Origin of the sequence: Streptomyces sp. NPDC052040 (genome assembly GCF_044548405.1) — a bacterium.
Taxonomy (GTDB): Bacteria; Actinomycetota; Actinomycetes; order Streptomycetales; family Streptomycetaceae; genus Streptomyces.
In genome coordinates this window covers 309,745-336,603 of record NZ_JBIUBV010000003.1, presented here as the reverse complement: position 1 = coordinate 336,603, position 26,859 = coordinate 309,745, and the positions used below count along the sequence as shown (strand labels likewise).

The window sequence follows — 26,859 nt, the reverse complement described above, 5'->3', positions numbered from 1 at the left end:
ATGAACGACGTCCGAGACCGCTTCTACTCCCTGCTCAGCGCGAAGATCGGAGTGGAGACCGAGTCGCTCACCGAGGACACCACCCTCGAATCCCTCGACCTCGACTCGCTCCTGATCGTCGAGGTCAGCGTCGCCGTGGAGAAGGAGTTCGGTGTGGTGCTCGACGAGCTCCAGCTCGCGCCCGAGCGCACCGTCGGCGAGGTCCTCGGCACCCTCGACAGCCAGCTCAAGGCGGCTTCGTGACCGCCGGACGCCGTCGCCGGTTCGACGTGGCCGTCACCGGCCTGGGACTCGTCACGCCGGCCGGAACCGGAGTGAAGGCCAACGTGGCCCAGATCTGGGACGGCCGGTCCACCGCGGGCAAGAGCCCCGATCTGGAGGGCATGGCCGTCGACTTCTCCTGCCGGGTGGATGGCTTCGACGCGGCGGCCGAACTCGGCCGGCGCGCGGCGCTGCGGATGGACCGGGTCAGCCAGCTCGGCGTCACCGCCGCACGGCTGGCCGTGTCGGACGCCGGGCTCGACCCCCAGGTCTGGGACGGCGCCCGGGTCGCCGTGGTGATCGGCACCTCGTTCGGCGGCTCCGCCAGCTTCGAGCGCGAGCACGAGACCTACCTGCGAAGTGGGCCGACGGTGGTCTCACCGCAGCTCATGGTGACGGCGCCGGTCAATATGACAGCTGGGCACATCGCCATGGACTGCCAGGCGCTGGGACCGAACCAGGTAGTGTCGACCGCCTGTGCCTCCAGTACCACTGCCATCGGTCTGGGCCGGATGCTGCTGGAGGCCGGACTCTGCGACGTGGTGCTGGCCGGCGGCTCGGAAGCGGCGCTCACCCGCACCGGCATGGCCAGCCTGCACAAGATGGGCGCGCTCTCCCGGCGTGCCGACAACCCGGCGGCCGCGTCCCGCCCGTTCGACGCGGACCGGGACGGCTTCGTCGCCGGTGAAGGTGCCGGCGTCCTGGTGCTCGAACGGGTGGCCGACGCGCACGCCCGAGGGGCCAGGGTCCGCGCGAGGATCAGCGGCTTCGGAGCGTCGGCCGACGGCTTCCACGCCTCCGCCCCCCACCCGACGGGCGACGGCGCGGAGCGGGCAATGCGCGCGGCGCTGGCCGACGCCTGCCTCGACCCTGTGGAGGTGGCGCACGTCAACGCGCACGGAACGTCGACCCCGAAGAACGACGTCTCCGAGGCGGCCGTCATCCGCCGGGTCATCGGCGACCATCCCCTGGTCACCTCGACCAAGGGAGTGACCGGCCACCTGATCGGCGCCGCCGGAGCGGTCGAGGCCGCTTACACGGTGCTGGCGGTCGAGCAGGGCTCCGTACCGCCGACCGCGAACCTGGAGTGCGTCGATCCTCAGGTGGAGATCGATGTCGTCGCCGGGGCGCCGCGCACGGCGACGATCGGCGCGGCGATGTCGAACTCCTTCGGGTTCGGCGGCCAGAACGCCGCCGTGGTGGTGACGGCGGCATGATGCGCACCGGCCGCTCCGTCCTCGTGACCGGAGGCAACCGCGGCATCGGCCTCGCCGTCGCCCGGGACCTGGCCGCGCAGGGCGACCGGGTGGCGGTCACGCACCACAGCACCGAGGCGCCGCCAGGCCTGTACGGGGTGGCCTGCGACATCACCGATCCCGAGGCGGTGGCGCGGCTGTTCGAGAAGGTGACCGCCGAACAGGGGCCGGTGGAGGTGCTGGTGGCTAACGCCGGCATCACCCGGGACGCGCTCCTGCTGTCGATGGCCGACCACGACGTGGACGAGGTGTTGGACACCAACCTCCGGGCCGTGATCCGACTGGCCAAGCACGCGTCCCGGCGCATGCTCGCCGAGCGCTGGGGGCGGCTCGTCCTGGTCTCCTCGTCGGCCGCCTTCACCGGCTCGCCGGGCCAGACGAACTACGCGGCCGCCAAGGCCGGTCTGGTCGGCATGGCCCGCTCGCTGGCGTGGGAGCTGGGACCGCGCGGCATCACCGTCAACGTGGTGGCTCCCGGCCTGATCGACACCGACATGACACGCGACCTCAGCGAGGCCCGGCGCGAGCAATTCCTGAGCCGGACACCGCTGGGACGGCCGGGCAGGGCCGAGGAAGTGGCCGCCGCCGTCCGCTTCCTGGCGAGTGCCGAGGCCGGCTACGTGACCGGCGCAGTGCTGCCGGTCGGCGGCGGGCTCGGCATGGGCATATGACCAATCGTCAGTTACCAGGAAGAAGAGGCTGATCAATGGCAATCGGCGTGATATCAGTCGGCGCTCACCTTCCCGAACGCGTCGTGACCAACCGGGAGATCGCCGCCTGGGCGAACGTCACCGAGGAGTGGGTCGCCGAACGGACCGGAATCCTGGAGCGGCGTTACGCCGCGACCGGCGAGGCGACGTCCGACCTGGCGTTGCCCGCGGCCCGCGCGGCGCTCCGCGAGGCTGGCTCGCAGACCAGGGAACGGCTCGCCGCCCTGGTCGTCGCCACCTGCACTCCCGACCACCCGCAGCCGTCGACGGCGGCCATCGTGCAGGCGGGCCTCGGCCTGCCGGCCCTGCCCGCCTTCGACGTCAACGCGGTGTGCAGCGGCTTCCTGTACGCGCTCACCCTCGCCAAGGCGCTGCTGGACGGACAGCCCGGGCAGCACGCCCTGGTAGTCGGTGCGGACGTCTTCTCCACACTCATGGACCGCGGCGACCGCAAGACCGTCAGCCTCTTCGGCGACGGTGCCGGCGCGGTCGTGCTCGGCCCGGTGCCGGAGAGCTACGGAATCCACGCCAGCACCCTGCTGGCCAACGGCGAACTGCACGACTACGTGAAGGTCGAGGCCGGCGGCAGCCGGACCCCGCTGGACGAGCGGGCCCGCGCGGCGGGCGAGCACCGCTTCCGGATGGATGGCAGGGCCGTACGGGAGTACGCCATGACCACGCTGCACAAGGTGGTCGGTCAGACCCTCGCGGACTGCGGCGCCCGGATCGAGGACGTGGACCGCTTCGTCCTCCACCAGGCCAACACCCGGCTGCTGGAGTCCTTCGCGGCCGAGGCCGGCATCGACCCCGGCAAGGTCGCCCTCACGGCACCGAGCCTGGGCAACACCGCAGCCGCCTCCATACCGCTGACGCTCCACCACACCCATCACGCCCACCCCCTGGAACGCGGTGAGCGTGTCCTGATGGCCTCCATCGGCGGTGGCATGACTGCCGCCGCCACCCTCATGACCTGGTACTGAGGACGGAAGAGCAACCCATGAGACTCGACGGAATGTCCGCCATCATCACGGGTGGCACGCGGGGCCTCGGCCGCACCATCGCGGAGAGCTTCCTCTCCGAGGGTGCGAACGTCGTCTGCGCCGCCCGCAACCCGTACGACCTGAAGGAGATCATCGACCGGCATCCGGATCGGGTCCACTACCAGCGCACCGACGTCACGGACGAGGACTCCGTGGCGGAGCTGATGGAGGCGGCTCTGGCCGTCTTCGGCCGGATCGATGTGCTGGTCAACAACGCCGGCGTCAGCCGCGACGGCACGATCAGCCGGCTCTCGACGGCGGACTGGAACACCACCGTCGCCACCAACCTCAACGGGGTCTTCCTGTGCACCCGGGCGGCTATCCGCCCGATGCAGGCACAGGGCGGCGGCCGCATCATCAACCTCTCGTCCTGTGTGGCGAGCCGTGCCGTGGCCGGCGCAGCCGCCTACAGCGCCAGCAAGGCCGCCGTGGAGATGTTCACCCGCGCGTCGGCTCTCGAACTGGCGCACAAGGGCATCACGGTCAACTGCCTGTCACCCGGCTACATCGACGAGGGAATGGGCAAGCAGGTCGCCGCAGACGACCGCATCTGGGAGAGCTACCGAAAGCGGCTGCTCTCCGGGCGGTTGGGACGGCCGGAGGAGGTGGGGGCGGCCGCCGTGTTCCTCGCCGCCTCAGACAGCTCGTACGTGAACGGGCACGTGCTGGAGGTCAACGGGGGGCTGATGTGGGCGGCCTGACGGCACCCTCCGCCCCGGTGGTGGCGTTCTTCGACGTCGACGAGACGTTGGTCGCGATGAAGAGCCCGTTCGCGATGCTGCGCCACCGACTGCGCGAACAGGGCGACCTGGACGGCTCGGCGTACCAGGCCAAGGCCGATCCCATCCGCAGGTTCGCCGCCGAGGGCGGTGCCCCCGCGGAGGTGAGCGCGATGTTCTACCGCGCCGTCGCCGGCGTCGCGTGGGACGAACTGCTGAAGCAGGGCCGTGACTGGTACGCACAGTTGCGCAGGCGGGGAATCCCGTTCGTCGAGGCCACACTGCGCGAGCTGCGGCACCACCAGCTCCAGGGCCACCTCACCGTGGCTGTGTCCGGCGCGTGGGCCGCGAGCCTGCGGCCGATGGCCGAAGACCTGGGCATCGACCTGGTGCTGTGCACCGAGCCCGAAGTGGACGAGGCGGGGCTGTTGACGGGACGGATCGCCCGGGCGATGTTCGGCCAGGCCAAGGGGGCCGCGGTGCGCGACGTCCTCTCGGAGCGGGGTGCGGCGGCGGGGGAGTGCTTCGCCTACGCCGACGACCCGAGCGATCTCGACATGCTCCGGCTGGTGGGTCGGCCCACCGTCGTCGGCGACCACCCCGTGCTCGCCGGGATGGCGGCCGAACACGGCTGGCGGGTGCTGTCCAACGCGCTCGTGCCCGGCACCGAGCGCATACCCGTCTGATCACCTCGCCCGCTCCGGCCCGGCCCGTGCGCCTCGCGAACGGCTGGCGACGGCGCCCCGAAGGCGCGAGAGGACGGAAGCAACCAAGCCTACTCACTCAAGTTAATGCCCAACCGAATGACAGGGTATTGATATAAGGTAGTGTCCTACCTCAAGGGAATCTTCTACAAGTCGTCCACGGAGGGATTGCAGCTCGCATGAGCACAGTGACCTCGGGCCGCGCCACGGCACGGCCCTCGATCGTCCTCGCCGCGGTGTGCGTGGCCGTCCTGATCCTGCCCGCCTCGCTGACCGGCAGCTCGGTGGCCCTGCCCGACATCGCGTCCAGCCTGCACGCCGGCATCGTCCCGCTGCAGTGGGTGGTCAACGCCTACAACCTCGCGTTCGCCTCCTTCATGCTCGCCTGCGGTTCGCTGGCCGACATCGTCGGCCGCCGACGGCTGTTCGCCGCCGGGACGACCGTGTTCGTCCTCGCCTCGGTGGCCAGCGGCCTGGCCGGCGACGTGCTGCTGCTCGACGTGATGCGCGGCCTGGCCGGCCTCGGCGCCGCCGCCGTGATGACCAGCGGCAGCGCGATCCTGGCTACCACCTTCCAAGGAGCCGCGCTCGGCCGGGCGTTCGCGATCCTCGGCTCGTCGGCGGGCGCCGGCCTGGCCCTCGGGCCGTCCGTGTCCGGTCTCCTCGTCGGCGCGCTGGGCTGGCGGTGGGTGTTTTTCGCGCACGCCCTGGTCGCCGCCGTGGCCCTGCTGGCGCTGCCCTCGATCCCGGAGTCCCGCAACAGCGAGGGCGCCAGGATCGACTGGTGGGGCACCGTCACCTTCACCAGCAGCCTCTTCCTGCTGATGCTGGCCGTTGTCCAGGGACCGCAGACCGGCTGGGCCAGCGCCGAGGTGATCGGGCTGTTTGCCGGGGCGGCGCTGTTGATCGCCCTGTTCATTGTCGCCGAGAGCCGTCAGACGCACCCCATGTTCGATCTCGCGCTCTTCCGGCAGCGCCGTTTCCTGGCCGTCTGCCTGCTGCCCGTGGCCATCGCCTTCGGCTTCGTCTGTCTGCTGGTGCTGCTCCCCTCATGGTTCAGCGCGGCCAACGGAGCCTCCGCGGACGCCGCCGGGGCGACCATGATGCTGCTCACCCTGCCGGTACTGGTGGTACCGCTCGGCGTCAGCCGACTGGTGAAGCTGGGCATGTCGACCCGTGTCGTCCTAAGTCTCAGCCTCCTCCTGGTGGCGCTGGGCGGCGCCTGGCTCACCGTGCTGCACCCAGGCATCTCCACGCTGGAGCTGGCCGGCCCGCTCCTGCTGATCGGCGTCGGGATGGGGTTCTCGGCGGGTCTGATCGACGGCGTGGCGATCACCTCGGTCACCCCTGACCGTGCCGGCATGGCCGCAGGAATGTTCAACACCATGCGGCTCGCCGGCGAAGCGGTCGCCATCACCGTGATGAGCACCGTCCTGGTCTCCCTCCTGCAGAGCAGGGTGGCCGGCGGCCTGCGCGGCTACGGGCTTCCCGCCGCCGACGCGTCCGGCGTGGCCAACCGAGTCGCCAGCGGCGACCTGGCGGGCGCAGGACGGAGCGTCGCACCCGGACTGCGCGACCGCTTCGGCGACTTCCTCGCGGACAGCTACACCGGCGCCATGCACTCCGTGCTGTGGCTACTGGCCGCGGTCTGCGCCGTCGCCACCGTCGTCGTCTACCTGATGCTGCGCGAACGCGAGGAGCCGGCCACCGTCGCTCCGGCCGCCGAGGACGCCACCACCCAGGAGGCCACCCGCGTATGACGACACGAGACCAGCGTCCCGTCCTGGTGGTCGGCGCCGGCCCGTCCGGCCTCACCGCCGCCGTGGAACTGACCCGACGCGGCGTACCGGTGCGCTGCGTGGACCGTGCCGAAGGCCCGAGTACGTCGACGAAGGCACTCGGAGTCTGGCCCCGCACTCTGGAGCTGCTGCGCCGGATGGGAGCCGAGGAGGAGATACGGCGGCGTGTCCTGCCGCAGCGAGCCATGCGGTACTACTCAGACGGCCGGGTGATCGCCGACCTGCGCTTCCGGGACCCGGACGTGCAACCGGTCTGCCTACCCCAGCCGGACGTCGAGTCCATGCTTCGGGACGCGTTGGCCGAGGCCGGGGGACAAATCACGTGGGGCACCGAACTGACCGGATTCCAACAGGACGGGCCTGCGGTCAAGGCGGTCCTGCGTGGCCGTGACGGAACGGAACGGACGGAGGAGTTCTCCTGGGTGGTGGGCGCCGACGGCGCGCGCAGCCGCGTCCGGGAGCACCTGGACATCGGTTTTGAAGGCGCCACGCACGAACTGTCCTTCGTGGTCGCCGACATCGATCTCGACGGACCGCTGGAGCCGGACGTCACCCACTACTTCTGCTCACCGCGCGGCATCCTGGTCACCTGTGGGCTGCCCTCCGGCCGCTTCCGGGTCTTCACCTCGGCGCCGCCCGGCCTGAAGCGCGACGACGTGGACCTGGCGGTCGTCCAGCAACTGGTCGACGAGCGGGGTCCCGGCGGCATCACACTGCGCGACCCTGACTGGATCAGCGTGTTCGCGGTGCACTCCAGGCACGCGGACCGAACCCGTGAGGGACGGGTCTTCCTGGTGGGCGACGCCGCGCACATCCACAGCCCGGCCGGCGGCCAGGGGCTGAACATCGGGATGGCAGACGCGCACAACCTGGCCTGGAAACTCGCTCTGTGCTGGCACGGCCTGAGTGAGACGGCGCTCCTGGACAGCTTCGAGCGCGAGCGCGCCCAGACCGCCCGGGCCGCCATCAAGCAGGCGGACATCCAGACCAGGGTCTGGCTGCTGAACAAACCGCACCACGTGGCCCTGCGCGACAATGCGCTCCGCCTCGCCTCCGCGCTGCGTCTCTTCCACCTCGACTACCTGCCCTGGCTGGCCGGCCAGCGGACCGTCTACGTGCAGCCCGGCTCCCGGCAGCGCCCCGCCCTGCCCGCCGGACGGCCATGGCCGGGGTCCGGAGGATTCACCGAGGGAGGCCTCGTCCCGCAAAGACGGATCTGGGACACCACGAGCTCCCGGCGGATGCCGCTGCGTTCGGCTCTCTCCGACCTCCGCCACACCCTCCTGCTGCTGGGCGACCCAGCGCCCGGCGGCAGGTCCGCCCGGCTGGCCGCCTGGGTCAGCGACCAGTGCGCCGAGACGGTCGAGGTCCAGGTGCTGCGGACCCGCGCCCGGACGCTGCGGCCGTGGATGCCCGAATGGCCCGCGTCACCGAGCGGCCCGGACACCACCCGGATCGTCCTTGTCCGCCCGGACGGGATCGCCGACCTGGTCTGCCCCGCGCGCGAGTCCTGGCGCGTACGGCGGCGGCTCGAAGAGCTCTTCGCCCCGCTGCTCACACCCGCCGAAACCCCCGAGAACCGCGCCGACGCGCTCCGACAACAGCCCGAAACCACCTGACGTCCACCGGAGAAACCATGTCGATCATTCCCGAGAGCCACCGCGACCTGTTGGAGCGCCCCCTCTTCGCGCACCTGGCCACCATCAGGCCGGACAGCACGCCGCAGGTGAACCCCATGTGGTTCTGCTGGGACGGCGAGTACCTGTACTTCACCAACACCACGACACGGTACAAGTACCGCAATGTCACGCGTCATCCGGTCGTCTCGGTGTCCATCAACGACCCCGAGCAGCCCTACCGATACCTGGAGATCCGCGGCGCCGTCGAACGCATCGACCCGGACCCGGAGGGCGCCTTCTTCCTCCAGCTCGCCGACCGCTACGCCCTTGAGTTCGACGGCCCGCCCGCTGACGCGGAGCACCGGGTGGTGTACGTGATCCGCCCAACCGGGACCAGTAAGCAGTGAGGATCCGGAGCGAGCCCGCACCGGCGTCAGCCCCGCACGGCGCCGCCCGCCGTGCGGACGCGGTCGGTGTCCTCGACGGCGGTGAGGTCCGCGTCGGCCGTCCCCCGGAACCGGGAGAAGAAGACCGTGCTGACCGCACAGAGCACCACGACGTACCAGGGGTACCAGGCGGCGTGACCGAGCCTGGAGAGATACTCGTTGAGATAGGGCGCCGTACCGCCGAACAGCGCCACCGTCAGCGCGTACGGCAGCCCCACGCCGGTGGAACGCAGCGCGGTGGGAAACATCTGCAGCGTCGCTGCCGGCGCGGCCGTCGCGTAGCACCCGAACAGCAGCAGCGCCGCGGTCATTACCGCGAACAGCCGACCGGCCGAACCCGACATGACTCCGAACAGCACCGGGGTCAGGCAGACGAACCCGCCGCCGAACGTCAGCAGCATGGGCCTTGGGCCGAAGCGGTCGGTAGCTGTGCCGAGCAGGGGCAGCGCGGCCATGAACACCACCTGCGCGGCGACGGACGCCCACAGCGCGGCGTTCGCCGGCACCCGGTCGTGCACCTGGGCGTACAGCGGCAGGTAGGTGGCGAACGTGTAGTAGACGACGGTGGCGCCCAACGAGAAGCCGGCCACCCGGAGCACACGGCGCGGATGCGTGCGCAGAACCCGCCAGGCCGGACGGCGCAGCCGCACCGGCACCGCGTCGAAGACCGGTGTCTCGCGCACGCCACGGCGCATCCACCAGCCGTACAACGCGAACAGGGCGCCGAGCGCGAAGGGAACACGCCACCCCCAGTCGCCCAACTGGCCCGGCGTGAGCGTGTTCCGGAGCAGGAGCGCGAGGAAGGTGGCCGTGAGTGTGCCGAGCGTAGTGCTGATGTAGATGACGCTGGAGTACAGCCCACGGCGCTGCCTCGGCGCCGCCTCGGTCACGTAGGTGCTCATCGCCGTGCTCTCGCCGCCCGCGGACAGCCCCTGCAGCGCCCGTGCCGCCACCAGCAGCGCCGGGGACAGCACGCCGGCCGTCCGGTGAGCCGGGGTGAGCGCGATCAGGAGACTTCCGCCCGCCATCATCAGCAGCGACAGCCGCAGCCCCGCGCCGCGGCCGCGGCGGTCGCAGTAGGCGCCGATGAGCAGCCCGCCAACCGGCCGGAACAGGAAACCGACGGCGAACACGGACAGGGCCTTAAGGACGCTCGTGGCCCCGTCGCCGGACGGGAAGAACTGCGGACCGAGCACTGCGGCGAACGTCACGTACACGGTCCAGTCGAACCACTCCGCGGCGTTGCCGAGCGAGGCGAGCAGGATCTGGCGCAGGCGCCCGCGTTCCGTCGCGGTGCGCACGCCGGCTGTTGGAGCAGCGGTGTTCACGATGCCGTCCTCCTTTGACCCGATGACACGTCCAGCCGTGCCGGCGGATCGGTGTGCACGAGGACGCCGATGTCGGTGAAGGTCGCCCGCGCCCTGTTCCAGTGCGCGCGCGCCCGTGCGTGGTCGCCGCCGCATGCGGCGACGGCACCCAGGACCTCCTCGGCCCGGGCGATGTTCAGTCGCTGCGCGCTCGGCTGCGACAGGCGCAGCACTTGGCGCGCGCACTCCTCGGCCCGGTCCGGCGCGCTCAGGGTCAGGTAGAGCTGAGCCAGGTCCAGCAGGATCTTGCTGCGGGCCATCCGGTTCGTGCTGGAGTCAGCCAGTGAGCGGGCCGCCTCCGCGTGATCAGCTGCGTCACGGCCAAGGAGTCCGTCGGCGACGGCGAGGCGAGCCAGCGCGTACGCCTCACCGTCCACATAGCCGATCTGCCGGGCCCCGTCGAGCGCCGTGGCCGCGTACTGTGCCGACCTCCGCGGTGAGCCCAGGCTTCCGCTGATAGCAGACAGTAGGCACAGCGTCTCGACCTCGTACGTGCGGTCGCCGCACTCCTGGAAGGAGTTCAGTGCCTGCAGCGCCGACTCGCACGCGCTGTCGTACCGGCCGATGTCCAGATCGACAAGCGCGAGCCCGTACAGCGAGACACTGCGGTCGTATGAGGAGTCGATGGCCTCGGAGACCTCCAGCGCCCGGCTGAAGTAGGACCGCGCCTCGGTGAGCTCTCCGGTCGCCTGGTGCACCAGGCCCAGATTGCGCAGGCTGTACGAGCTGATGTGGTGCAGGCCGAGGGCGCCGGCGGTGGTCAGGGAGGCCGTGAGGAACTCGGTCGCGCCCTCGATGTCCCCCCGCGTCCAGCGGATGAAGCCCAGCACTCCCTTGGCGGTGGCCTCCAGGCGCGGCGAGGTGATGGTGTGCGCGATGTCGAGCGCCCGCTGCGCGGCCTCCTGGGCCCGGCCGGCGCGGCCGAGGCTGAGGTGGGCGAGGCTCATGTTGTTGAGCGTGGCCGCGGCCTCCTCGGCCATGCCCAGCCGGTCGTGTACCGCAAGGCTCTTCTCCTGGTGCACAAGGGCCCACTCGTAGTCGCCCAGGGTGTTGGCGAGGTTGGCGAGGCTGCGGTGCATCGCCGCGATGCCGCGGTCGTCGGCGTGCGCCTCGGCGGCGGCGAGGGCGGTGCGGGTCGTCTCCCGCCATTCGGTCCGGTACTTGCCCGTCCAGAAGAAGCCGCGCAGCGCGTCGGCAATGTGCCAGGAGAGGTAGTGCGGTCCATGAGCGCCGAAGTAGCGCACGCACGCCATCAGGTTGCGCCGCTCGGCCAGCAGCCAGGCCATCGAGTGGCTCTCGTCACAATGGCTCGGTGAGTCGAACGCCTCCTGAGACGAAGGCGGTTCGGCGAGCCTGACGAACTCTGAGTAGAGGACGTCGGCCGCGGCGCAGACACCCGCCAGGTACCACCGGCCGAGCCGCTCCACAGCCTCGGCGCGCTCCCGCTCGGGTTCCTCCTCGGCGGCGCGGTCCTGGGCGTACTCGCGCAGCAGGTCGTGGAACTGGTAGCGGCCCGGAGCAGGTTGCTGAAGCAGGCTCGCCATCTCCAGGCGGCTGAGCCCCGCCCGCGCCTGCGCTTCGCTGATGTCAGCGAGCACCGACACGGCGACGGGGGAGAAGTCGGAGCCGGGGAAGAGTCCCGCGAGCCGGAAGATGACGCGGTCGTCCGGTGCGAGAGCGTAGTACGACAGGGCGATGGCGGTCGAGACCGCGGACGTCGTGTCGCCGTCGACGGACAGGGCGGCGAGGCGATTGCCACGCCGCAAACTCTTCAGGTATGCCTCGGTCTGGCCCCCCGGAGCGCCGATGAGGTTGGCCGCGGCGATCCGCAGGGCCAGCGGCAGACACGAGCACAGCGCGGTGACCTCGCGCACCGTCTCCGGATCGATCGTCACTGCGGCCTGGCGCATCATGCCCGCGACCAGGTCTATCGACTCGGGCGGACTGAGCGTGCCGACCTGGATCAACTGGGCTCCGTGCGTGACGACGAGGGAGCGCAATTGTCGTCTGCTGGTGATCAGCACGGAGCAGCCGCCGTCGCCCGGTATGAGCGGGACCACCTGTTCGGCACTGGCGGCGTTGTCCAGTACTACAAGTAACTTCTTGCCGGTCAGCTTCGACCGGTACAGGTTCGCCTGCTCCACGAGGTCGACCGGAATCTGCTTCGCCGGCACCCCGAGTGCGCGCAGGAACTGCGAGAGCACCTGCTCGGCCGGCAACGGCTCACGCGCCGCTCCCTGGTCGTAGCCGCTCAGGTCCACGTACAACTGGCCGTCCGGGAAGGCCGGCCGCACTCGCCTGCCGACGCACACCGCCAGAGCCGTCTTGCCCACTCCAGGCGGTCCGGACAGCACGACGACCGGGACGCTGGTGCGGCCAGACGAGGGCGGAAGCGCCGCCGCGATGCGGCCGATCACGGCCTCACGTCCCACGAAACCTGTGCCGAGCGCAGGAAGTTGGGCGGGCACCGGGCCGGTCTCGCCGGTGCCGGGGCCCGGGCCGTCCGGAGCCGCCAGCGCCGGGTCCGATTCGAGGATCCCGGTGTGCAGGGTGCGCAGCCGCTCGCCCGGCTCGATGCCGAGCTGCTCGACCAGGTGCCGCCGGGCCTGCTGATAGACGTCCAGAGCCTCTGCTTGCCGACCCGAGCGGTAGAGGGCGAGCATCAGCAGGCTCCAGAAGTTTTCCCGCAGCGGGTTGTCCATGGCTGCGGCGCGCAGCTCCCGCACCAGCTGCGCATGCCTGCCGAGCTGGAGGTCGGTCTCGAAATATGCCTCCAGCGCGGCCAGTCGCTCTTCCTCGATGGACCGGCACTCGTCCTGGTGCAGGGAACTCGACGGAACGTCCTCCAGCGCCGCACCCCTCCATGTGGCGAGCGCCGAGGCAAGCAGGCGGGCCCGCTCCTCGAGCGCCTCGGACCGCTGGGCGGCCTGGACCAGCCCGCGAAAGCGCTGGAGGTCCAGCTCGCCCGCTGGAACATCGATCCGGTAGCCGCCGGCGGCCGTCTCCAGTGGGAGGGCGTCGCCGAGCAGCATCCGCAGGCGCCGCACGTAGGTGTGCAGCGTTGCGCGGGGATTGAACGGCTGCCGTTCATCCCAAAGCCATTCGGCGAGACGTTCGTTGCTCACGACCGTTCCGCTGCGAACCAGCAGGGCTGCAAGCAGAATGCGAAGTTTCGCGGAATCCAATGCCAGGTCTTTACCTTGGACCGTTACTGAAAGCGGTCCGAGAATTCCGAAGTTGTTTCCGTAGCCGGATGTCGCGGCCTTGCCCACCGCGATCGCGGTCGGTCCTGCCACACAGCTCACCTTCCCCCGTCAGCCTGTGTCGACCTACTCGTGCCCGGTCGTTCCGCGCGTACGTGCGGCGCCATCGCCGGAATTGCGCGTTCCGCTGGGCGCTTCACACATGCGGATGCCACACTAGTGGACGCCATCTTCTGACCAAAGGTTTTATTGAAGCGGGACGTCGGGGTGACGTTTCTCACTGTCGTCGAAATTTGGAACCGGTCGAAGAGCCTTTTCTGACACGTTTGAGACGGTGACGGATGGTACGCAATGTTGAGGAAACAATTTCCCGCGTCCAGACGTCATGTCCGTCGCAGGTGACCGACGATCAGTGCGTGGATCGTCGACGACCAACGCGGAGGGAAGATGTGCCCCATGCCGGGGATCCGGCGGAGCTGCGCGTCCGGAATCGCCCGGCACAGCTCCTCGCCATGCTCCACGGGGAAGATCTGGTCCTGCTCGCCGTGCACCACCAGCGTCGGCACCCGGAGTGCGGTGATGCGGTCAGTGAGCGCAGGCGTACGCGCCATAGCCGCCACGTGGCGTGCGGAGGTGTCGGGTTCGCTGCTGCGCGCCGCCACGCGGTCGACCAGGTCCGCCCAGTAGGCGCGGTCGAAGGGCGCGGTGGGCCCCACCAGCACCCGCCAGCCCTCGACCGCCATGGCCCGGCGCTCGTCGGGTCCGGCCACGGGCGATCCGGGCCGCGCGGACGGCTCCGCCTCCGGCGCATGCGTATCCGCAGGCCCGGTGTGCGGCTGCTGCATGTTGACGTCGGTGCCTGGTGAACTGGACAGCAGCACAAGGGAGCGGACGAGCCTGGGACGCCCGAGGGCGAGCAGCAGGGAGACCATGCCACCCGCCGACTGGCCGACCACGTGGGCCGGGCCCGCGTCGAGCCCGGATATCACCGCCGCTGCGTCCGCGGCCATCGTCGAAAGGTCGTACTCGGCAACGGACTTGCCGGATCTCCCGGTGTCGCGGTGGTCGTAGCGCACCACGTAGTATCCCGCCGACGCGAGCTGCCGGCACAGCTCGTCCGGCCATACGATGCCCGGCACCGTGGCGCCCATCACCAGCAGTACCGCAGGATCACAGCGGTTGCCGAACGTCTCGGCCCACAGCAGCAGACCGTCGTCGGCTGGAATCGACCTCTCCACTGACTCGAGTTTCTCCTTGCTAGTGTGCCCGTGGACGCTGTTCATCTCTCCCCGGGGGAGCACTTCATGACCCGCGCACACACGGCACTCGTCCTGATCGATCTGCAACGGTGGATCGTCGACAGGCCCTGGCAGCCGGTGAGCGGCGCCGCTGTGGCGGACGCCTGCGTAAGGTTGCGCGAGCACTTCACGGCGGCGGACTCCGCGGCCGTCGTCCTCGTCCGGTACGTCCGCGCCGATGGCGCCGACGGCGGCCTCACCGCGGCCCCCAACCACCTGGTTCCCGCGCTCGCCGCCCGTGCCGGAGAACACGTGGTGACCAAGAACGGCCTTGACGCGTTCGAGGACACCGGCCTCCACGACCACCTCCGGCAGACGGGGGTGACGAAGATCGTGCTGGCCGGCCTGACCACCGCGCACGGCGTGGCGTCCACCGCGACGACAGCGTTGCGCCTCGGATACGAGGTGACCGTCGTCCCCGACGCCACCGCCAGCGAGAGCGACGCACAGCACCGAGAGGCACTGGACCGCATGGCGGCGCTCGGTGCGCACACGCGTCCGGTCGACTCACTCGTGACCTCCGAGGCCGTCGGAAGCTGACACGGCATCGAGAGGAAGGCTCCGCGTCTGGCGGGGCCTCGCACGACATGGGTCGCGGGGCCCGGCTTCCCTGCCGGGCAAGGCGGCGCGGGCCGTGCACGGTCCTGGTGGCGTCGGCGCTCAGGGCTCAATTTCGGCTGCCGACGGCGGCAGGCAGGGTGCGGAGGTCCGTGAAGTCCTCGTCGGCCAGTTGGACTTCTGACGCGGCCAGATTCTCCCGCAGGTAACGGGAATTCTTCGTGCCGGGGATCGGTACGACCTGTTCGCCCTGTGCAAGGGTCCAGGCGATGGCGACCTGTGCGGGGGTGACCGACCGGCGGTCGGCCACCTCTCTGATCACGTCGACGATGCGTTGGTTCGCCTCCATCGCGGCGCGGTGGAAGCGGGGATCGGAGGTACGTAAGTCGCCGCTCTCAAACTGGTCGGCACGCAACGTTCCGGTGAGGAAGCCGTGCCCCAGAGGCGCGGAGGGGATGAAGCTGACTCCCGCGCTTTCGCACCAGCCGATCATGCCGTCCGGCTCGCCGTCCAGCGCGTCGCGGGCCCACAGCGAGAGTTCGGACTGCACCGCTGTCACCGGGTGGATCGCGTGCGCCTCACGGGCCTGTACCACGGTCGCCCCGGACAGACCCAACCAGCGCACCATGCCTCGCTGGACGAGCTCGGCCATGGCGCCCCAGGTCTCTGCCAACGGCACCGCGGGGTCCATGCGGTGGAGGTAGTAGAGATCGATGACGTCGATGTCCAGGCGCCGCAGACTCGCCTCCGCGGCATCGCGCAGATGGGCCGGTGAGCCGTCGTGGCGGCTCGCACGCCGGCAGAGATCGTCCGGGGCGATCCCGGGTTTCGTTGCGACGACGGCCTCCTCGCGCCGCCCCGCAATGGCCTTGCCGAGCAGGGACTCATTGTGCCCGGCGCCGTAGAGGTCTGCGGTGTCGAGGAGGTTCCCGCCGAGGTCCAGGGCTTCGTTGATCAACCGGACGCACCGCCCGTCGTCGCGGGAGGCTTCCTGGTACAGCCCGCTCATTCCCATACAACCGAGGCCGATGGCGCCGACCTTGGTTCCCGTGTTGCCCAGACTTCTCAGACGCACCTTTCCCCCTCTCCTCTCCTGCCGCCGCAGGCACCGTTCCTTGGGCGGACCCCGTGAACCCGACGCCGGGGTGCGGCGTACCTCGTTCCGGCCGTCCGCTGCCGTTCGGCGCGCGGACCGGCGCGGAGCAAAGGTAGCTACGGAGCCTTTCGTCCCGCTGTCGGAGACCGCAAGCAGGTGCGTGGTGCGGAACGACCCGTGCGCCATGACCGTCAGGGGCCAGGACCCGAGCCCATGACCTTCACAAGCCCGGCCCGAGTGCGGCCGGATGGGTCAGTAGCGCGTGCCCACCGCCGCCGGAACGTCCTCCAGCGCAGCCAGCGAGGCTTCGTCCAGCTCCACTGCGGCCGCGCCCGCGTTCTCCTCCAGGTAGCGCATGTTCTTCGTGCCCGGGATCACCACGACGTTCTCGCCCTGCGCGAGCACCCAGGCCAGCGCCACCTGCGCCGGGGTGGCTCGCAGCCGCTCCGCGACCTGCCGGAGCCGGTAGACGATGCCCAGGTTCGCAGCCAGCGCCTCGGACTGAAAGCGGGGCAGCCGGCGACGGCCGTCAACCTTCGGGAGGTCGTCGGCGGAGCTGATCCGGCCGGAGAGGAAACCCCGGCCGAGCGGCGAGAAGGCGATGAGGGCGATGCCCTGCTCGCGGCAGAACTCCAGGACCCCCGACCCGACCGTGTCCCGGCTCCACAAGGACAGTTCACTCTGCACGGAGGCCACGGGATGCACGGCCTGAGCTCGCCGGATGTCCTCGACCGATGCCTCCGAGAGGCCGATGGCACGTACCTTGCCCTCCCGTACCAGCTCCGCCATGGCGCCCCAGCTCTCCTCGACGGGCACGTCCGGGTCCACCCGGTGGAGCTGGTAGAGGTCGACGTGGTCGACGCCCAGGCGCCGGAGGCTGGCCTCGCAAGCGCTGCGCAGGTGCTCCGGCCTTCCGTCACGGTGGCTGGCGTAGGTCGTGGGATCGTCCACTACAAGACCGCCCTTGGTCGCCAGCACCACCTCGTCCCGTCGGCCGCGCAGCGCCCGGCCGACGAGCTCCTCGTTGGTGAACGGACCATACATGTCCGCGGTGTCGATGAGCGTGCAGCCCAGCTCCACAGCGCGGTGGACGACCGCCACCGAGGCGGTGTCGTCCCTGCCCAGTTCGTCGTACGCCCAGGACATGCCCATGCAGCCCAGACCCACGACGCCGACCTCGGGGCCGGAAGTCCCCAGTGCGGTACCGCGCATCGCGGCCTCCCTTTCCTCGACTGGGCCGTAACAGTACACATACTTGATCTCCATAGCTACCGTAAGACAGAACACGTACACTCATCGGGTCACGTACGATCATGGAGGGTCGAATGACGCAGGCGGCGGCGACGCTGGGACCGGTGCCGGTCCTTCCCAACTACCTGGACGAACAACTGGTGACCCGCATGGGCATCGAGATCATCCGCTGCGAACCGGACCTCGTGGTGGGCACCATGCCGGTACGGGGGAACCGGCAGCCGATCGGGATCATGCACGGTGGCGCCAACGCGGTTCTCGCGGAGACCCTCGGCTCGCTCGCCGCCTGGGTGCACGCCGGACCGGACCGGATCATCGTCGGCCAGGAACTCTCCTGCACCCACCACCACGCGGTGCGCGCGGGCCTGGTGACGGGCGTCTGCCGTCCCCTGCACGTGGGGCGCACGGTAGCCACGTACGAGATCGTCATCTCCGACGAGCGGGAACGGAGAGTCTGCACCGCCCGGCTCACCTGCGCGCTTCCCCAGCCCCGGCGGCAGATGCGCCCCGAGAGGGATTCGTAGGCTCATTCATGGGAGACTTCTGATATGGCGGATACCACGACGACAAAGCACGCGCAGGACCCCCGCGCGGCCGTGACGGCTGCGGTCGGGGACCGGCTCGGAAACACCATCAAGCGGGCCGAGCAGGCATTGATCGCGCGCAAGACCCAGGTGCTGCGCCAGTTCGACCTGACCGTTCCCCAGTACTCCGTACTGTTGCTGCTCTCGCTCTTCCCGGGCGGGATGTCGGCCGCGCAACTCGCCCGGGAGAGCATGGTGACGCCGCAGACGATGTCGACGGTCCTCGCCAACCTGGAGAAGCACGGTCTGATGGAACGAGAGCCTTCCCCGCTCCACCAGAAGGTCATCGTCAACAAGCTGACCAGGGCCGGACGCGCCGTACTGAAGAAGGCGGACAAGGAGGCCGTGCGCGTCGAGGACGGTCTGCGGGCAGAGTTCACTCCCAAGGAGTTCGAGCAGTTCGAGGACTACCTGGAGCGGGCCATCAAGACACTGAACGAAACGCAGTGAACCGGGTGGCTCCAGAGCGGGCCACCCGGCCCCGGGCGTCCCGGCGCCCGACGGTCAGGCGGCGCTCACCAGCAGACACGACCAGGTGAACCCGGCCCCCGCGCTCACCACCAGGGCGTACTCGCCCGGCGACAGGACGCTGCCGGACCACAGCTCGGCCAGGCTGGCCGCCGCGTCCCCCGCGCCCAGGTGTCCCGTGTCCCCGCCCACCGTCCGGATCTCGGCCGACAGCATCTTGCGCAGAGGGGGCGCATAGGCGAGGTCGATGGTCTTGGCGCCCAGCCGTGGCGGAACGACACAGCGCAGCAGCGGACTGTCGGATGCCAGTCCGCCGGCGGCAAGGCACCGCTCCACGACCTCCGTCAGGCTCTCCGCGCTGGCCCGGGTGAAGCCCTCCATGCCCTCACGCTCGAGGAAGGCCTTCTTCGTGCGGCGCATGTCCACTTGGTCGCTCACGGAGCGTGGCATAGCACCGAAGGCATCCCTTCCGCGGTGCATCCCTTCCAGTTGCGGCGCGGCAACCGTGGCGACCGCGTGCAGCAGCAGGTCCGCGGGACGCTCTTCGAGCCGGTGCAGCAGTAGCGCGGTGGCGCCGTCCCCGTAGGCGATCCCGTAGTCTCCGCGCCAGCGGTCGAAGCCCGGTGCGGCGAACCGGTCGGCCGTCGTGACCAGGACGTCGCCGAGGGCGGGGTCGGCCAACAGCCGGGCGGCGCCCACCTCGACGGCCGCCGCACCGCCGTTGCAGACCTGCTGGACACCCAGCGGCTCGGCCTGTCGGGCGCCGAGCTGATCGGCGATGTAATGCGGAGGCGACCAGAGGTCGTGCCCCTGGTAGTACATCCAGGCGTGCAGCACCATGCCCAGCCCGGCCGACGCGGTCCCGGTGCTCTCCAGGGCCGTGCGCGCCGCCAGCACCGCCATCTCGGGAGGAGCCTTGTCCGCCACCGGCAGCGCCGCGTAACCGAGTTCCTCGGCCGTGTCCGCCTCCACCAGGCCTTGTTCGACGGCGTCCCGGGCGGTCTGGCGTGCTTCGGGTATCCACGTGCTCAGGCCGGACAGACCCAGCGGTCTCGGTAGTCGCACAGCAATACTCCGCTCGTCATCAGGGGCTTCATGATAAGCAGTTCCCTTAGGAAAGTCAGTAGTCTGTTATCTGGAGGTAGAAGGCATGTCCAGTAGCGCGACGGGCATAGAGACGCATACCGAGGGGCCCGTGCGGACGATTACCTTCGCCCGTCCCGAGCTACGCAACGGCATGGACCTGTCCATGTTCGGCGCCTACTACGACGCCTTGGCCGAGGCTGACGCCGACGACGAGGTCCGCGCCGTCGTCGTGACAGGCGCGCGCAGCAGCTTCTGCTCGGGAGCGACCCCCGACCTGCTCGCCCAACTGGCCGATTCGCAGGATTCGCCGGAAGAGGACCCGGACTCGGTCCTCGGACACCCCGCGCACCTTCCGTTGACCATGCGGACCCCACTGATCGCAGCGATCAACGGCAGCGCGGCGGGCCTCGGGCTCGTGCACGCCCTGTACGCCGACGTCCGGTTCATGGCGGACGAGGCACAGGTCTCAGCCGTGTTCAGCCGGTTCGGCCTGATCGCCGAGTACGGCGCGGCCTGGCTGCTGCCACGCCTGGTGGGCGTCGGCAACGCGACGGACCTGCTGCTGTCCTCCCGGGCTGTGGGCGCGCAGGAGGCGCTGCGGATGGGCCTGGTGCAGCACACCGCGCCTCGCGACACGGTGCTGGCGACCGCCCAGGAGTACGCCCGCCGACTTGCCGAGACCTGCTCCCCGGCGTCCATGGCCGTCATCAAGCGCCAAATCCTGGACGGCCTGCGCATGCCAGCGGCCGACGCCGTGGCCGAGTCCGTCTCCCTCATGCGGGAATCGTTCACCCGCCCCGACTTCCCCGAGGCCATGGCAGCCGTCCGGGAACGCCGCAAGCCGGTCTTCACACCGCGGTGATCCACAATCCCGCGCCCTGTAGCGGTCGGCTTACCCCCTGACCAGGACACTCCCCTCGGCGACGCGTCCAGCTCGGCCTGGAGCAGATGCCGGGCATCCGGTTCCTGCCGCCGGAGTTCGCTACCGGCCCCTGGCACCCGGGGGGGGGCGGAATCGGCCGCTCAGCGCTCCACGGCGACCACTCGCTCGTCCACCGGTAGCGGTCAGGAGCCCTCACGAGACCTGACCCACCACCACGAAACGAGCTTGGAGCGTACGAAAACCCAGGTCAGGGGCCACCGGACCTGGGCTCCACTGGAGCCCCCTGTCGGATTCGAACCGACGACCTTCGCTTTACAAGAGCGGCGCTCTGACCAGCTGAGCTAAGGAGGCGTGCATCTGCGTGCCCGTGCAGTGTACCCGCGTCCCGGGCGGGAGCCGTCGAAAATTTCCGCGAAGTTCACCGCCTCCCGGGTACTGACAGGGCAGGTGGCGGGCGGGTACGGTCCTGAGCCAGTTCACTCTTGTGGACTACACCACAACGGAATCCCGTAGTGGCTCACCACCTTTACAACGGATCGTCCGGCACGTTCCTGCCGGTGAAGGGGGCCCATTCGCCATGGCCACTGTCTCTTTCGACAAGGCGACCCGGATATACCCGGGTTCCGAGAAGCCCGCCGTCGACGCGCTCGACATCCAGATCGAGGACGGGGAGTTCCTCGTCCTGGTCGGCCCGTCGGGCTGCGGCAAGTCCACCTCGCTCCGCATGCTGGCGGGGCTCGAGGACGTGAACGGCGGCGCCATCCGCATCGGTGACCGCGATGTCACGCATCTGCCGCCCAAGGACCGGGACATCGCCATGGTGTTCCAGAACTACGCGCTCTACCCGCACATGTCCGTCGCCGACAACATGGGCTTCGCGCTGAAGATCGCCGGTGTGGCGAAGGCGGAGATCCGCAAGAAGGTCGAGGAGGCCGCGAAGATCCTCGACCTCACGGAGTACCTGGACCGCAAGCCGAAGGCGCTCTCCGGCGGCCAGCGCCAGCGCGTCGCGATGGGCCGCGCCATCGTGCGCGAGCCCCAGGTCTTCCTGATGGACGAGCCACTGTCCAACCTGGACGCCAAGCTCCGTGTCTCCACCCGTACGCAGATCGCCTCGCTCCAGCGCCGGCTGGGCATCACCACGGTCTACGTGACCCACGACCAGGTCGAGGCCATGACCATGGGCGACCGGGTGGCCGTGCTCAAGGACGGCCTCCTCCAGCAGGTGGATTCGCCGCGCAACATGTACGACCGCCCGGCCAACCTCTTCGTCGCGGGCTTCATCGGCTCCCCGGCCATGAACCTGGTCGAGGTCCCGATCACGGACGGCGGAGTGAAGTTCGGCAACAGTGTGGTGCCGGTCGGCCGCGAGGCCCTCGCGGCCGCCGCCGACAAGGGGGACCGCACGGTCACCGTCGGTGTCCGCCCGGAGCACTTCGACGTGGTGGAGCTGGGCGGAGCCGCCGCCTCCGCGCTGTCCAAGGACGCCGAGCACGCCCCCGCGGGCCTCGCCATCTCGGTGAACGTCGTCGAGGAGCTGGGCGCCGACGGCTATGTCTACGGCACCGCCGAGGTCGACGGGGAGCCCAAGGACCTGGTGGTCCGCGTCGGCGGCCGCCAGGTGCCGGAGAAGGGTGCCCAGCTGCATGTGGTGCCGCGGCCGGGCGAGACCCATGTGTTCTCGACCTCGACCGGTGAGCGCCTCTCCGACTGAGGTCCGGCCGCACCGCGAACGGTGAGGGGGGCTCCGCGGCTTGCCGTGGAGCCCCTTGGTCGTCCGCCGCCAAAAACCGCAACATGAAAGGCATTTCGACCACCGGCGTCAACCCCCTACCCGGAAATTTCCGCGTTCCCGTCCCTCGAACCGGTGACTAAATGTCGCCAAATCACTACCCCGCGCTACCCTCACTCGCGTGAAGCACTCCACTACTCCCCGGCCCCGGCGCGGCCGTGGCCCCGCCCGCCGGATCGGCCGCACCCTGGCCCTCGTCCTGCCCGTCGTCCTGGTGCTGTCCGGCACCCTCGCGGTCACCCGTGTGAACTGGACGGGAGGCTCGTCGGTGCTCGCCGCGTCCGCCGAAGACGTCTCCACCCGCGCCTCCTCCCGCGCCCCGCAGGACATCCTGCGGGACAGGCTCCTGCTGGAGCTCCAGGAGAAGAACCCGGGCGTCGCGCTCACCCACCTCCAGGAGGCGGTCAACGGCCGCCCGTCGCTGGCGAGGCACTGCGCGTCCATCGCCCGCGCCCTCGGCCGCGCCGCCGTCCGCATCTACGGCCCCACGCGCGCCCAGTCCTACTCCCGCCCGGTCTGCGACACCTCCTTCGCCTCGGGCGTGGCCGCCCGGCACGGCTGAGGCGGTCGGCACCCCGGACCCCGGACGGGGCGCGCGTCGTACAGTTCGGTCATGACCGATCCGAGCGCCGCCTCGCGCCCCGTTCAAGCCGTCATCCTGGCCGGTGGCCAGGGCTCCCGGCTGCGTCCGTACACCGACGACCGGCCCAAGCCGATGGTGGAGATCCCGGGCACCGGGACCCCGATCATCGGCCATCAGCTCACCTGGCTCGCCGAGGAGGGCGTCACGGACGTGGTCGTCTCCTGCGGCCACCTCGCCGAGGTGCTGGAACGCTGGCTGGACTCCGCCGATCTGCCGGTGCGGGTCACCACGGTCGTCGAGGCGGAGCCGCTCGGCCGCGGCGGCGGTCTGCGGTACGCCGCCGAGCATCTGCCGCACCCCGACCAGCCGTGGTACGCGACCAACGGCGACATCTGGACCCGGTTCTCGCTGCGGGACATGGCGGACTTCCACGCCGAGCGGGACGCGGCCGCCACCCTCGCGCTAGCCCGCCCGCGGATTCCGTGGGGTGCCGTGAAGACGGACGGCTTCGGGCATGTCACGGACTTCATCGAGTCCCCGCCGTCGACGTTCGAGATCAACGCGGGGGTCTACGTCTTCTCCGCCGAGTTCGCCAAGATGCTCCCCGAGCGCGGTGACCACGAGCGCACCACCTTCCCCCGGCTGGCCCGGGAACGCCGGCTGGCCGGCTTCCCGCTGCCGCAGGGCGCCTACTGGCGGGCCATCGACACGGCGAAGGACCTCACGGAGGCGGCCAAGGAACTGGCGGCCCTGGGCCGCTGACTCGGCGCCCGCTCCACGGCCCTCGGCGGCCCAAGGGGCCGAGGGCCGCGAGGCCACCGACCCGGCTCCCACCGCTTTCAGCGGCCGCCCCACAGCCCTGCCTCGCGGCCCGGGCCCTCGTTCCCACGGGGGTCCGGGCCGCTGCCGTTCGCCGCTCTGCCTCGCGGCAGTCCAAACGGCTGCCGCGAGGATCCCGCCCGCAGCCTCCTCGGGGCGGGCCCCTCTCGGCAGCCGCCTCCGAGCCTCCGCGGGGCGGGCTCCACGGCAACCGCCTCCGAGCCTCCGCCGGGCGGCCCCTCGGCAACCATCCCAACCGGCACCCGGGCGCCTCAGCGCTTCAGGCCCCCGGCGCCCCGACCCCGGCCATCGCCCCGCCCCGCCCCCGGCCAATGACAAGCCCAACAACAGGGCCCCCACCTCAAGGTGGGGGCCCTGTCGCCGGGAGAGGCGTGATCAGCCCAGGAGGCCGCCGACCAGGTGGTCCGAGCCGCCGCTCGAGTGGCCTCCCCCGGTGCTGCCGCTCGCCCCGCCCGTGGGGCCGCCCGTGCCGCTGCCGCCCGAGGACGAGGGGCCCGCGCTGGTGCTCGGGGCCTGCCGGGACGGCGCCGAGTGGTGCGAGGGGGCCTGGCCCACGGTGCCCTGGGTCTGGCTCGGCTGGCCGCCGGTGACACTGCCGGTCGCCCCGGCGGTGCCCGGTGTGGTGACCGCGCTCGACGGCGGGGAGGAGTCGGCCCCCTGGGTCGCCGAGGGCCGCGAGGCCGCGGGGCTCGACGGGTGCTGACGTCCGCCGGGCTTGCCGGGCACCGGAGAGCCCGGCAGCTCGTTGCGCGGGGCCTCGCCCGGACCGGGGACGACCACCCGGTTCGCGTCCCGCACCGCTCCGCCGAGCAGCGAGCCGACGAGCAGCGTCGCCCCGGTCACCAGCGCGGTCAGCAGCGCACCCCGGCGCAGCACGTACTGCCGCAGCTCCCAGATGTCCGAGCGCGGGCCGAGCCGGCGCCACGCACCGCTCGCCAGGCGCCCGTCCACGGAGTACACCGGCGCCCCGGCGATGATCAGCGGCGACCAGGCCGCGAGATAGATGATGTCGGGCGCGTCGTACACGGGGACGGTACGCCAGCTCACGGTGACGATGAGCGCCGCCGACAGCAGCGCGCCCACCGCGGCCGCGACCCGCTGCCAGAGCCCGAGGACCGTGAGCACGCCCACGATCACCTGGAGGAAGGCGACGACCAGGCCGGTGCCGACGGGATGCTGGAGCGCGAACTGCCGCATGGGCTCGGCGACTTGCCAGGGGTGGAGGGTGCTGAGCCAGGTGACCATGGAGCCCCGCTTGCCGCCGTCGAAGTAGACGGGGTCGCAGAGCTTGCCCATACCGGCGTAGGCGGAGATGGAGCCCAGGAAGATGCGCAGCGGCAGCAGCACCACGCCGAGGTTCATCCGGCGGCCCGGGTAGTACGCGTGCCGGACGCCCGCCGCGGCGGCGGACTGGGCCGGTCCGCCCGCGCGTCGCCTGCTCCGCGGCTCCGGGGCCCCGCCCGCGATCTCGTCCCTGAACAGAGGGCCGCCATAGGCGGCTTCGGTGCCGGGGCCGCCGTAGGCCCGGTCGTCGTGAGCGGGGCCGCCGTGGAGCGTCTCCCCGTAGAGGTCCTCGCCGTAGGCGCCGCCCGCGCTCCGCATGTGAGGCAGCAGCCGGGTGGCACCGGATTCGTGGGCGGGCGGCCCGCCGTCGTGGCCGTGGGCCCCGGGCCGGTCCCGCACGCCGAGTCGCGACATCAGCTGGGTCGCACCCGCGTCGCCGGACTGCTCCTCGCCGTGGTGCACGCTCCGGCTCCGTGCCGCCTGGAGCAGCCGGTGGGCACCGGTGTCGTCGGGCGCGGACCTCCCGCTCCAGACGACGGGCCGACGGCGGCCCCCGGCACCCTCGGGGACGCCCGCTCCGTCCGCCGGACCGACGTGGGGCAGGCGGGCGCCGTCCCGGACCGTGCTCAGCTGCCGCGCCCCGCGCGGGAACGAGGCGCGCCGCGTCGACGCGCCCAACTGCACGCGGAAACTCGCATGATTGACGATGATCTGCGCCGGGTCGCTCGGCACCTTCATCATGCTCAGCGCGGGAGTGTCGTCGAATCCCGACGACCGCTCCCCCGGGGGTGTGCGGCGTGTTCTGGTGTCCACACTCATCTAACCGAGTGACGTGTGATTAGGACACTGCTTTGACCCCGCGGATCTGTCCGGACCCCGTCAAGCGCGTCCTGGACGTCCGCATTCCCCCGAAGGGCAGCACAGGCGAACACGCGTCCGGGCCTGTCGGGTGTCCCCGTCCAGGCCCGGCAGCAGCGAAGTGACCGGCGTCAGCGGCGCCTGCGGGCCGCCTCGTAGAGCACGATTCCGGCGGCGACACCCGCGTTGAGCGACTCGGCGCCGCCCGGCATGGGGATCCGCACCCGGACGTCGCAGGTCTCGCCGACCAGCCGGGACAGGCCCTTGCCCTCGCTGCCGATCACGATCGCGACCGGGCCGTCCAGGACTTCGAGGTCACCGATTTCGGCCTCGCCGTCCGCGGCCAGCCCGACGACGGTGAGCCCCGCCTTCTTGTACGCCTCCAGGGCGCGGGTCAGGTTGGTGGCGCGCGCGACGGGCGTACGGGCCGCCGTACCGGCGGAGGTCTTCCAGGCACCGGCGGTCATCCCGGCCGCGCGCCGCTCGGGCACCACGACCCCGTGGCCGCCGAAGGCCGAGACGGACCGCACGACCGCGCCCAGGTTCCGCGGGTCGGTCACCCCGTCGAGGGCGACGACCAGCGGGTCCTCGCCCTCGTCGAAGGCGGCGGCGACCAGGTCCTCCGGATGCGCGTACTCGTACGGCGGGACCTGGAGGACCAGGCCCTGGTGGTTCAGGCCGTTCGTCATCCGGTCCAGCTCGGGACGCGGGGCCTCCATGAGGTTGATCCCACCGCGCTCCGACGCCAGCTGGAGCGCCTCGCGCACCCGCTCGTCGCTGTCGATGAACTGCTGGACGTAGAGCGTGGACGCGGGCACGCCCTCGCGGAGCGCCTCCACGACCGGGTTGCGCCCGACGACCAGCTCGGACGTGCCCTTGCCGCCCGGACGGCGCTGCGGGCGGCCCTGGGTGCGGCGCGCCTGCGCCGCGGCGACACGCTGCTTGGCGTGCCCCTTGCGCATCTCGGCGGGCGGGGTCGGGCCCTTGCCCTCCAGGCCGCGGCGCCGCTTGCCGCCACTGCCGATCTGCGCGCCCTTCTTGCCGGACATGCGACGGTTGTTCGCGGCCATGACCTACCTGTCTGTTGGAACTTTCGTACGTACGTCTATGCAGTGTGCCGCCCGGAGGGCCGGGCGGCACAATCGATCAAGGAG

The 26,859-nt window shown here is 70.9% G+C and carries 24 protein-coding genes and 1 tRNA gene; 16 read left to right on the top strand and 9 right to left on the bottom strand.

Annotated elements, in window-relative coordinates; genetic code table 11:
• The 9 genes from ACIHAA_RS09870 (at position 1) to ACIHAA_RS09830 (ending at position 8,515) form a co-directional block, all read left to right on the top strand.
• Entirely contained in the window at positions 1-243 is a 243-nt protein-coding gene (locus ACIHAA_RS09870; protein WP_399815036.1) for a phosphopantetheine-binding protein, read from the top strand.
• The gene (locus tag ACIHAA_RS09865) at positions 240-1,478 is read left to right on the top strand and encodes a beta-ketoacyl-[acyl-carrier-protein] synthase family protein (RefSeq protein ID WP_399815033.1); all 1,239 of its coding nucleotides are present in this window, start codon (positions 240-242) and stop codon (positions 1,476-1,478) included. Before ACIHAA_RS09870 ends, ACIHAA_RS09865 begins: the two co-directional genes overlap by 4 nt.
• Entirely contained in the window at positions 1,478-2,188 is a 711-nt protein-coding gene (gene fabG, locus ACIHAA_RS09860) for a 3-oxoacyl-ACP reductase FabG (RefSeq protein ID WP_399815444.1), read from the top strand. The genes ACIHAA_RS09865 and fabG overlap by 1 nt, the downstream gene beginning before the upstream one ends.
• 35 nt (positions 2,189-2,223) lie before the next feature.
• Positions 2,224-3,207, top strand: coding sequence for a 3-oxoacyl-ACP synthase III family protein (locus ACIHAA_RS09855; RefSeq protein WP_399815030.1), 984 nt, complete (start codon positions 2,224-2,226; stop codon positions 3,205-3,207).
• 17 nt (positions 3,208-3,224) lie between these two features.
• Positions 3,225-3,968: an SDR family NAD(P)-dependent oxidoreductase gene (locus ACIHAA_RS09850; protein WP_399815026.1), complete on the top strand. Its 744-nt coding sequence runs from the start codon at positions 3,225-3,227 to the stop codon at positions 3,966-3,968.
• Complete coding sequence (locus ACIHAA_RS09845; RefSeq protein WP_399815023.1) at positions 3,956-4,672, top strand: HAD family hydrolase; 717 nt, start codon at positions 3,956-3,958, stop codon at positions 4,670-4,672. The genes ACIHAA_RS09850 and ACIHAA_RS09845 overlap by 13 nt, the downstream gene beginning before the upstream one ends.
• Before the next feature lie 197 nt (positions 4,673-4,869).
• A complete protein-coding gene (locus ACIHAA_RS09840) occupies positions 4,870-6,450 on the top strand; it encodes an MFS transporter (RefSeq protein ID WP_399815019.1) in 1,581 nt (526 codons plus the stop codon).
• Positions 6,447-8,108: an FAD-dependent monooxygenase gene (locus tag ACIHAA_RS09835; RefSeq protein WP_399815018.1), complete on the top strand. Its 1,662-nt coding sequence runs from the start codon at positions 6,447-6,449 to the stop codon at positions 8,106-8,108. Before ACIHAA_RS09840 ends, ACIHAA_RS09835 begins: the two co-directional genes overlap by 4 nt.
• 17 nt (positions 8,109-8,125) lie before the next feature.
• A complete protein-coding gene (locus tag ACIHAA_RS09830; RefSeq protein WP_399815015.1) occupies positions 8,126-8,515 on the top strand; it encodes a PPOX class F420-dependent oxidoreductase in 390 nt (129 codons plus the stop codon).
• Positions 8,516-8,541: 26 nt separating this feature from the next.
• Here the strand turns inward: ACIHAA_RS09830 and ACIHAA_RS09825 are convergent, their stop codons facing one another.
• From ACIHAA_RS09825 to ACIHAA_RS09815, 3 genes are all read right to left on the bottom strand, one after another.
• Positions 8,542-9,855 (bottom strand): MFS transporter, encoded by a 1,314-nt coding sequence (locus ACIHAA_RS09825; RefSeq protein WP_399815012.1) that lies wholly within the window; start codon positions 9,853-9,855, stop codon positions 8,542-8,544.
• 23 nt (positions 9,856-9,878) lie between these two features.
• A complete protein-coding gene (locus tag ACIHAA_RS09820; protein WP_399815442.1) occupies positions 9,879-13,193 on the bottom strand; it encodes a BTAD domain-containing putative transcriptional regulator in 3,315 nt (1,104 codons plus the stop codon).
• A gap of 314 nt (positions 13,194-13,507) precedes the next feature.
• The gene (locus ACIHAA_RS09815; protein ID WP_399815009.1) at positions 13,508-14,362 is read right to left on the bottom strand and encodes an alpha/beta fold hydrolase; all 855 of its coding nucleotides are present in this window, start codon (positions 14,360-14,362) and stop codon (positions 13,508-13,510) included.
• Positions 14,363-14,428: 66 nt separating this feature from the next.
• On the opposite strand from ACIHAA_RS09815, the gene ACIHAA_RS09810 reads away from it, so the two are divergent.
• Positions 14,429-14,962 (top strand): cysteine hydrolase family protein, encoded by a 534-nt coding sequence (locus ACIHAA_RS09810; protein ID WP_399815006.1) that lies wholly within the window; start codon positions 14,429-14,431, stop codon positions 14,960-14,962.
• Positions 14,963-15,089: 127 nt separating this feature from the next.
• Here ACIHAA_RS09810 and ACIHAA_RS09805 read toward each other — a convergent pair whose 3' ends face one another.
• Together ACIHAA_RS09805 and ACIHAA_RS09800 are read right to left on the bottom strand one after the other, a co-directional pair.
• Positions 15,090-16,055 carry an aldo/keto reductase gene (locus tag ACIHAA_RS09805; RefSeq protein ID WP_399815004.1) on the bottom strand — a complete coding sequence of 322 codons (966 nt, stop codon included), beginning with the start codon at positions 16,053-16,055 and terminating at the stop codon, positions 15,090-15,092.
• Positions 16,056-16,328: 273 nt separating this feature from the next.
• A complete protein-coding gene (locus ACIHAA_RS09800; RefSeq protein WP_399815001.1) occupies positions 16,329-17,288 on the bottom strand; it encodes an aldo/keto reductase in 960 nt (319 codons plus the stop codon).
• 113 nt (positions 17,289-17,401) lie between these two features.
• Between ACIHAA_RS09800 and ACIHAA_RS09795 the strand changes: the two genes are divergently transcribed.
• Both ACIHAA_RS09795 and ACIHAA_RS09790 read left to right on the top strand, forming a co-directional pair.
• On the top strand, positions 17,402-17,851 hold the full coding sequence (locus tag ACIHAA_RS09795; protein WP_399814998.1) for a hotdog fold thioesterase: 450 nt from the start codon (positions 17,402-17,404) through the stop codon (positions 17,849-17,851).
• Between the two features lie 24 nt (positions 17,852-17,875).
• Entirely contained in the window at positions 17,876-18,361 is a 486-nt protein-coding gene (locus tag ACIHAA_RS09790) for a MarR family winged helix-turn-helix transcriptional regulator (protein ID WP_399814995.1), read from the top strand.
• Positions 18,362-18,415: 54 nt separating this feature from the next.
• Here ACIHAA_RS09790 and ACIHAA_RS09785 read toward each other — a convergent pair whose 3' ends face one another.
• Complete coding sequence (locus tag ACIHAA_RS09785; RefSeq protein ID WP_399814992.1) at positions 18,416-19,444, bottom strand: 3-oxoacyl-[acyl-carrier-protein] synthase III C-terminal domain-containing protein; 1,029 nt, start codon at positions 19,442-19,444, stop codon at positions 18,416-18,418.
• 130 nt (positions 19,445-19,574) lie between these two features.
• Between ACIHAA_RS09785 and ACIHAA_RS09780 the strand changes: the two genes are divergently transcribed.
• Entirely contained in the window at positions 19,575-20,327 is a 753-nt protein-coding gene (locus tag ACIHAA_RS09780) for an enoyl-CoA hydratase-related protein (RefSeq protein ID WP_399814989.1), read from the top strand.
• Positions 20,328-20,622: 295 nt separating this feature from the next.
• Here the strand turns inward: ACIHAA_RS09780 and ACIHAA_RS09775 are convergent.
• A tRNA-Thr gene (locus tag ACIHAA_RS09775) sits at positions 20,623-20,699 on the bottom strand.
• Between the two features lie 226 nt (positions 20,700-20,925).
• Here ACIHAA_RS09775 and ACIHAA_RS09770 point away from each other — a divergent pair.
• The 3 genes from ACIHAA_RS09770 (at position 20,926) to ACIHAA_RS09760 (ending at position 23,485) form a co-directional block, all read left to right on the top strand.
• A complete protein-coding gene (locus tag ACIHAA_RS09770; protein ID WP_399814986.1) occupies positions 20,926-22,062 on the top strand; it encodes an ABC transporter ATP-binding protein in 1,137 nt (378 codons plus the stop codon).
• 199 nt (positions 22,063-22,261) lie between these two features.
• Positions 22,262-22,702: a hypothetical protein gene (locus tag ACIHAA_RS09765; protein ID WP_399814983.1), complete on the top strand. Its 441-nt coding sequence runs from the start codon at positions 22,262-22,264 to the stop codon at positions 22,700-22,702.
• A gap of 51 nt (positions 22,703-22,753) precedes the next feature.
• Positions 22,754-23,485 carry an NDP-sugar synthase gene (locus ACIHAA_RS09760; protein ID WP_399814981.1) on the top strand — a complete coding sequence of 244 codons (732 nt, stop codon included), beginning with the start codon at positions 22,754-22,756 and terminating at the stop codon, positions 23,483-23,485.
• A 453-nt stretch (positions 23,486-23,938) separates the two neighbouring features.
• On the opposite strand, the gene ACIHAA_RS09755 is transcribed toward ACIHAA_RS09760, so the two are convergent.
• Positions 23,939-25,660, bottom strand: a complete 1,722-nt coding sequence (locus tag ACIHAA_RS09755) for a DoxX family protein (RefSeq protein ID WP_399815440.1) — start codon at positions 25,658-25,660, stop codon at positions 23,939-23,941.
• Positions 25,661-25,836: 176 nt separating this feature from the next.
• The gene (rlmB, locus tag ACIHAA_RS09750) at positions 25,837-26,775 is read right to left on the bottom strand and encodes a 23S rRNA (guanosine(2251)-2'-O)-methyltransferase RlmB (RefSeq protein WP_399814978.1); all 939 of its coding nucleotides are present in this window, start codon (positions 26,773-26,775) and stop codon (positions 25,837-25,839) included.
• Positions 26,776-26,859: the final 84 nt, after the last annotated feature.

Excerpts from the sequence above, each read along its gene's own strand:
- ACIHAA_RS09870 (WP_399815036.1), top strand. The coding sequence starts at position 1 with ATGAACGACGTCCGAGACCGCTTCTACTCCCTGCTCAGCGCGAAGATC.
- fabG (WP_399815444.1), top strand. The coding sequence starts at position 1,478 with ATGCGCACCGGCCGCTCCGTCCTCGTGACCGGAGGCAACCGCGGCATC.
- ACIHAA_RS09855 (WP_399815030.1), top strand. The coding sequence starts at position 2,224 with ATGGCAATCGGCGTGATATCAGTCGGCGCTCACCTTCCCGAACGCGTC.
- ACIHAA_RS09850 (WP_399815026.1), top strand. The coding sequence starts at position 3,225 with ATGAGACTCGACGGAATGTCCGCCATCATCACGGGTGGCACGCGGGGC.
- ACIHAA_RS09840 (WP_399815019.1), top strand. The coding sequence starts at position 4,870 with ATGAGCACAGTGACCTCGGGCCGCGCCACGGCACGGCCCTCGATCGTC.
- ACIHAA_RS09835 (WP_399815018.1), top strand. The coding sequence starts at position 6,447 with ATGACGACACGAGACCAGCGTCCCGTCCTGGTGGTCGGCGCCGGCCCG.
- ACIHAA_RS09830 (WP_399815015.1), top strand. The coding sequence starts at position 8,126 with ATGTCGATCATTCCCGAGAGCCACCGCGACCTGTTGGAGCGCCCCCTC.
- ACIHAA_RS09810 (WP_399815006.1), top strand. The coding sequence starts at position 14,429 with ATGACCCGCGCACACACGGCACTCGTCCTGATCGATCTGCAACGGTGG.
- ACIHAA_RS09800 (WP_399815001.1), bottom strand. The coding sequence starts at position 17,288 with ATGCGCGGTACCGCACTGGGGACTTCCGGCCCCGAGGTCGGCGTCGTG.
- ACIHAA_RS09795 (WP_399814998.1), top strand. The coding sequence starts at position 17,402 with ATGACGCAGGCGGCGGCGACGCTGGGACCGGTGCCGGTCCTTCCCAAC.
- ACIHAA_RS09790 (WP_399814995.1), top strand. The coding sequence starts at position 17,876 with ATGGCGGATACCACGACGACAAAGCACGCGCAGGACCCCCGCGCGGCC.
- ACIHAA_RS09770 (WP_399814986.1), top strand. The coding sequence starts at position 20,926 with ATGGCCACTGTCTCTTTCGACAAGGCGACCCGGATATACCCGGGTTCC.
- ACIHAA_RS09760 (WP_399814981.1), top strand. The coding sequence starts at position 22,754 with ATGACCGATCCGAGCGCCGCCTCGCGCCCCGTTCAAGCCGTCATCCTG.
- rlmB (WP_399814978.1), bottom strand. The coding sequence starts at position 26,775 with ATGGCCGCGAACAACCGTCGCATGTCCGGCAAGAAGGGCGCGCAGATC.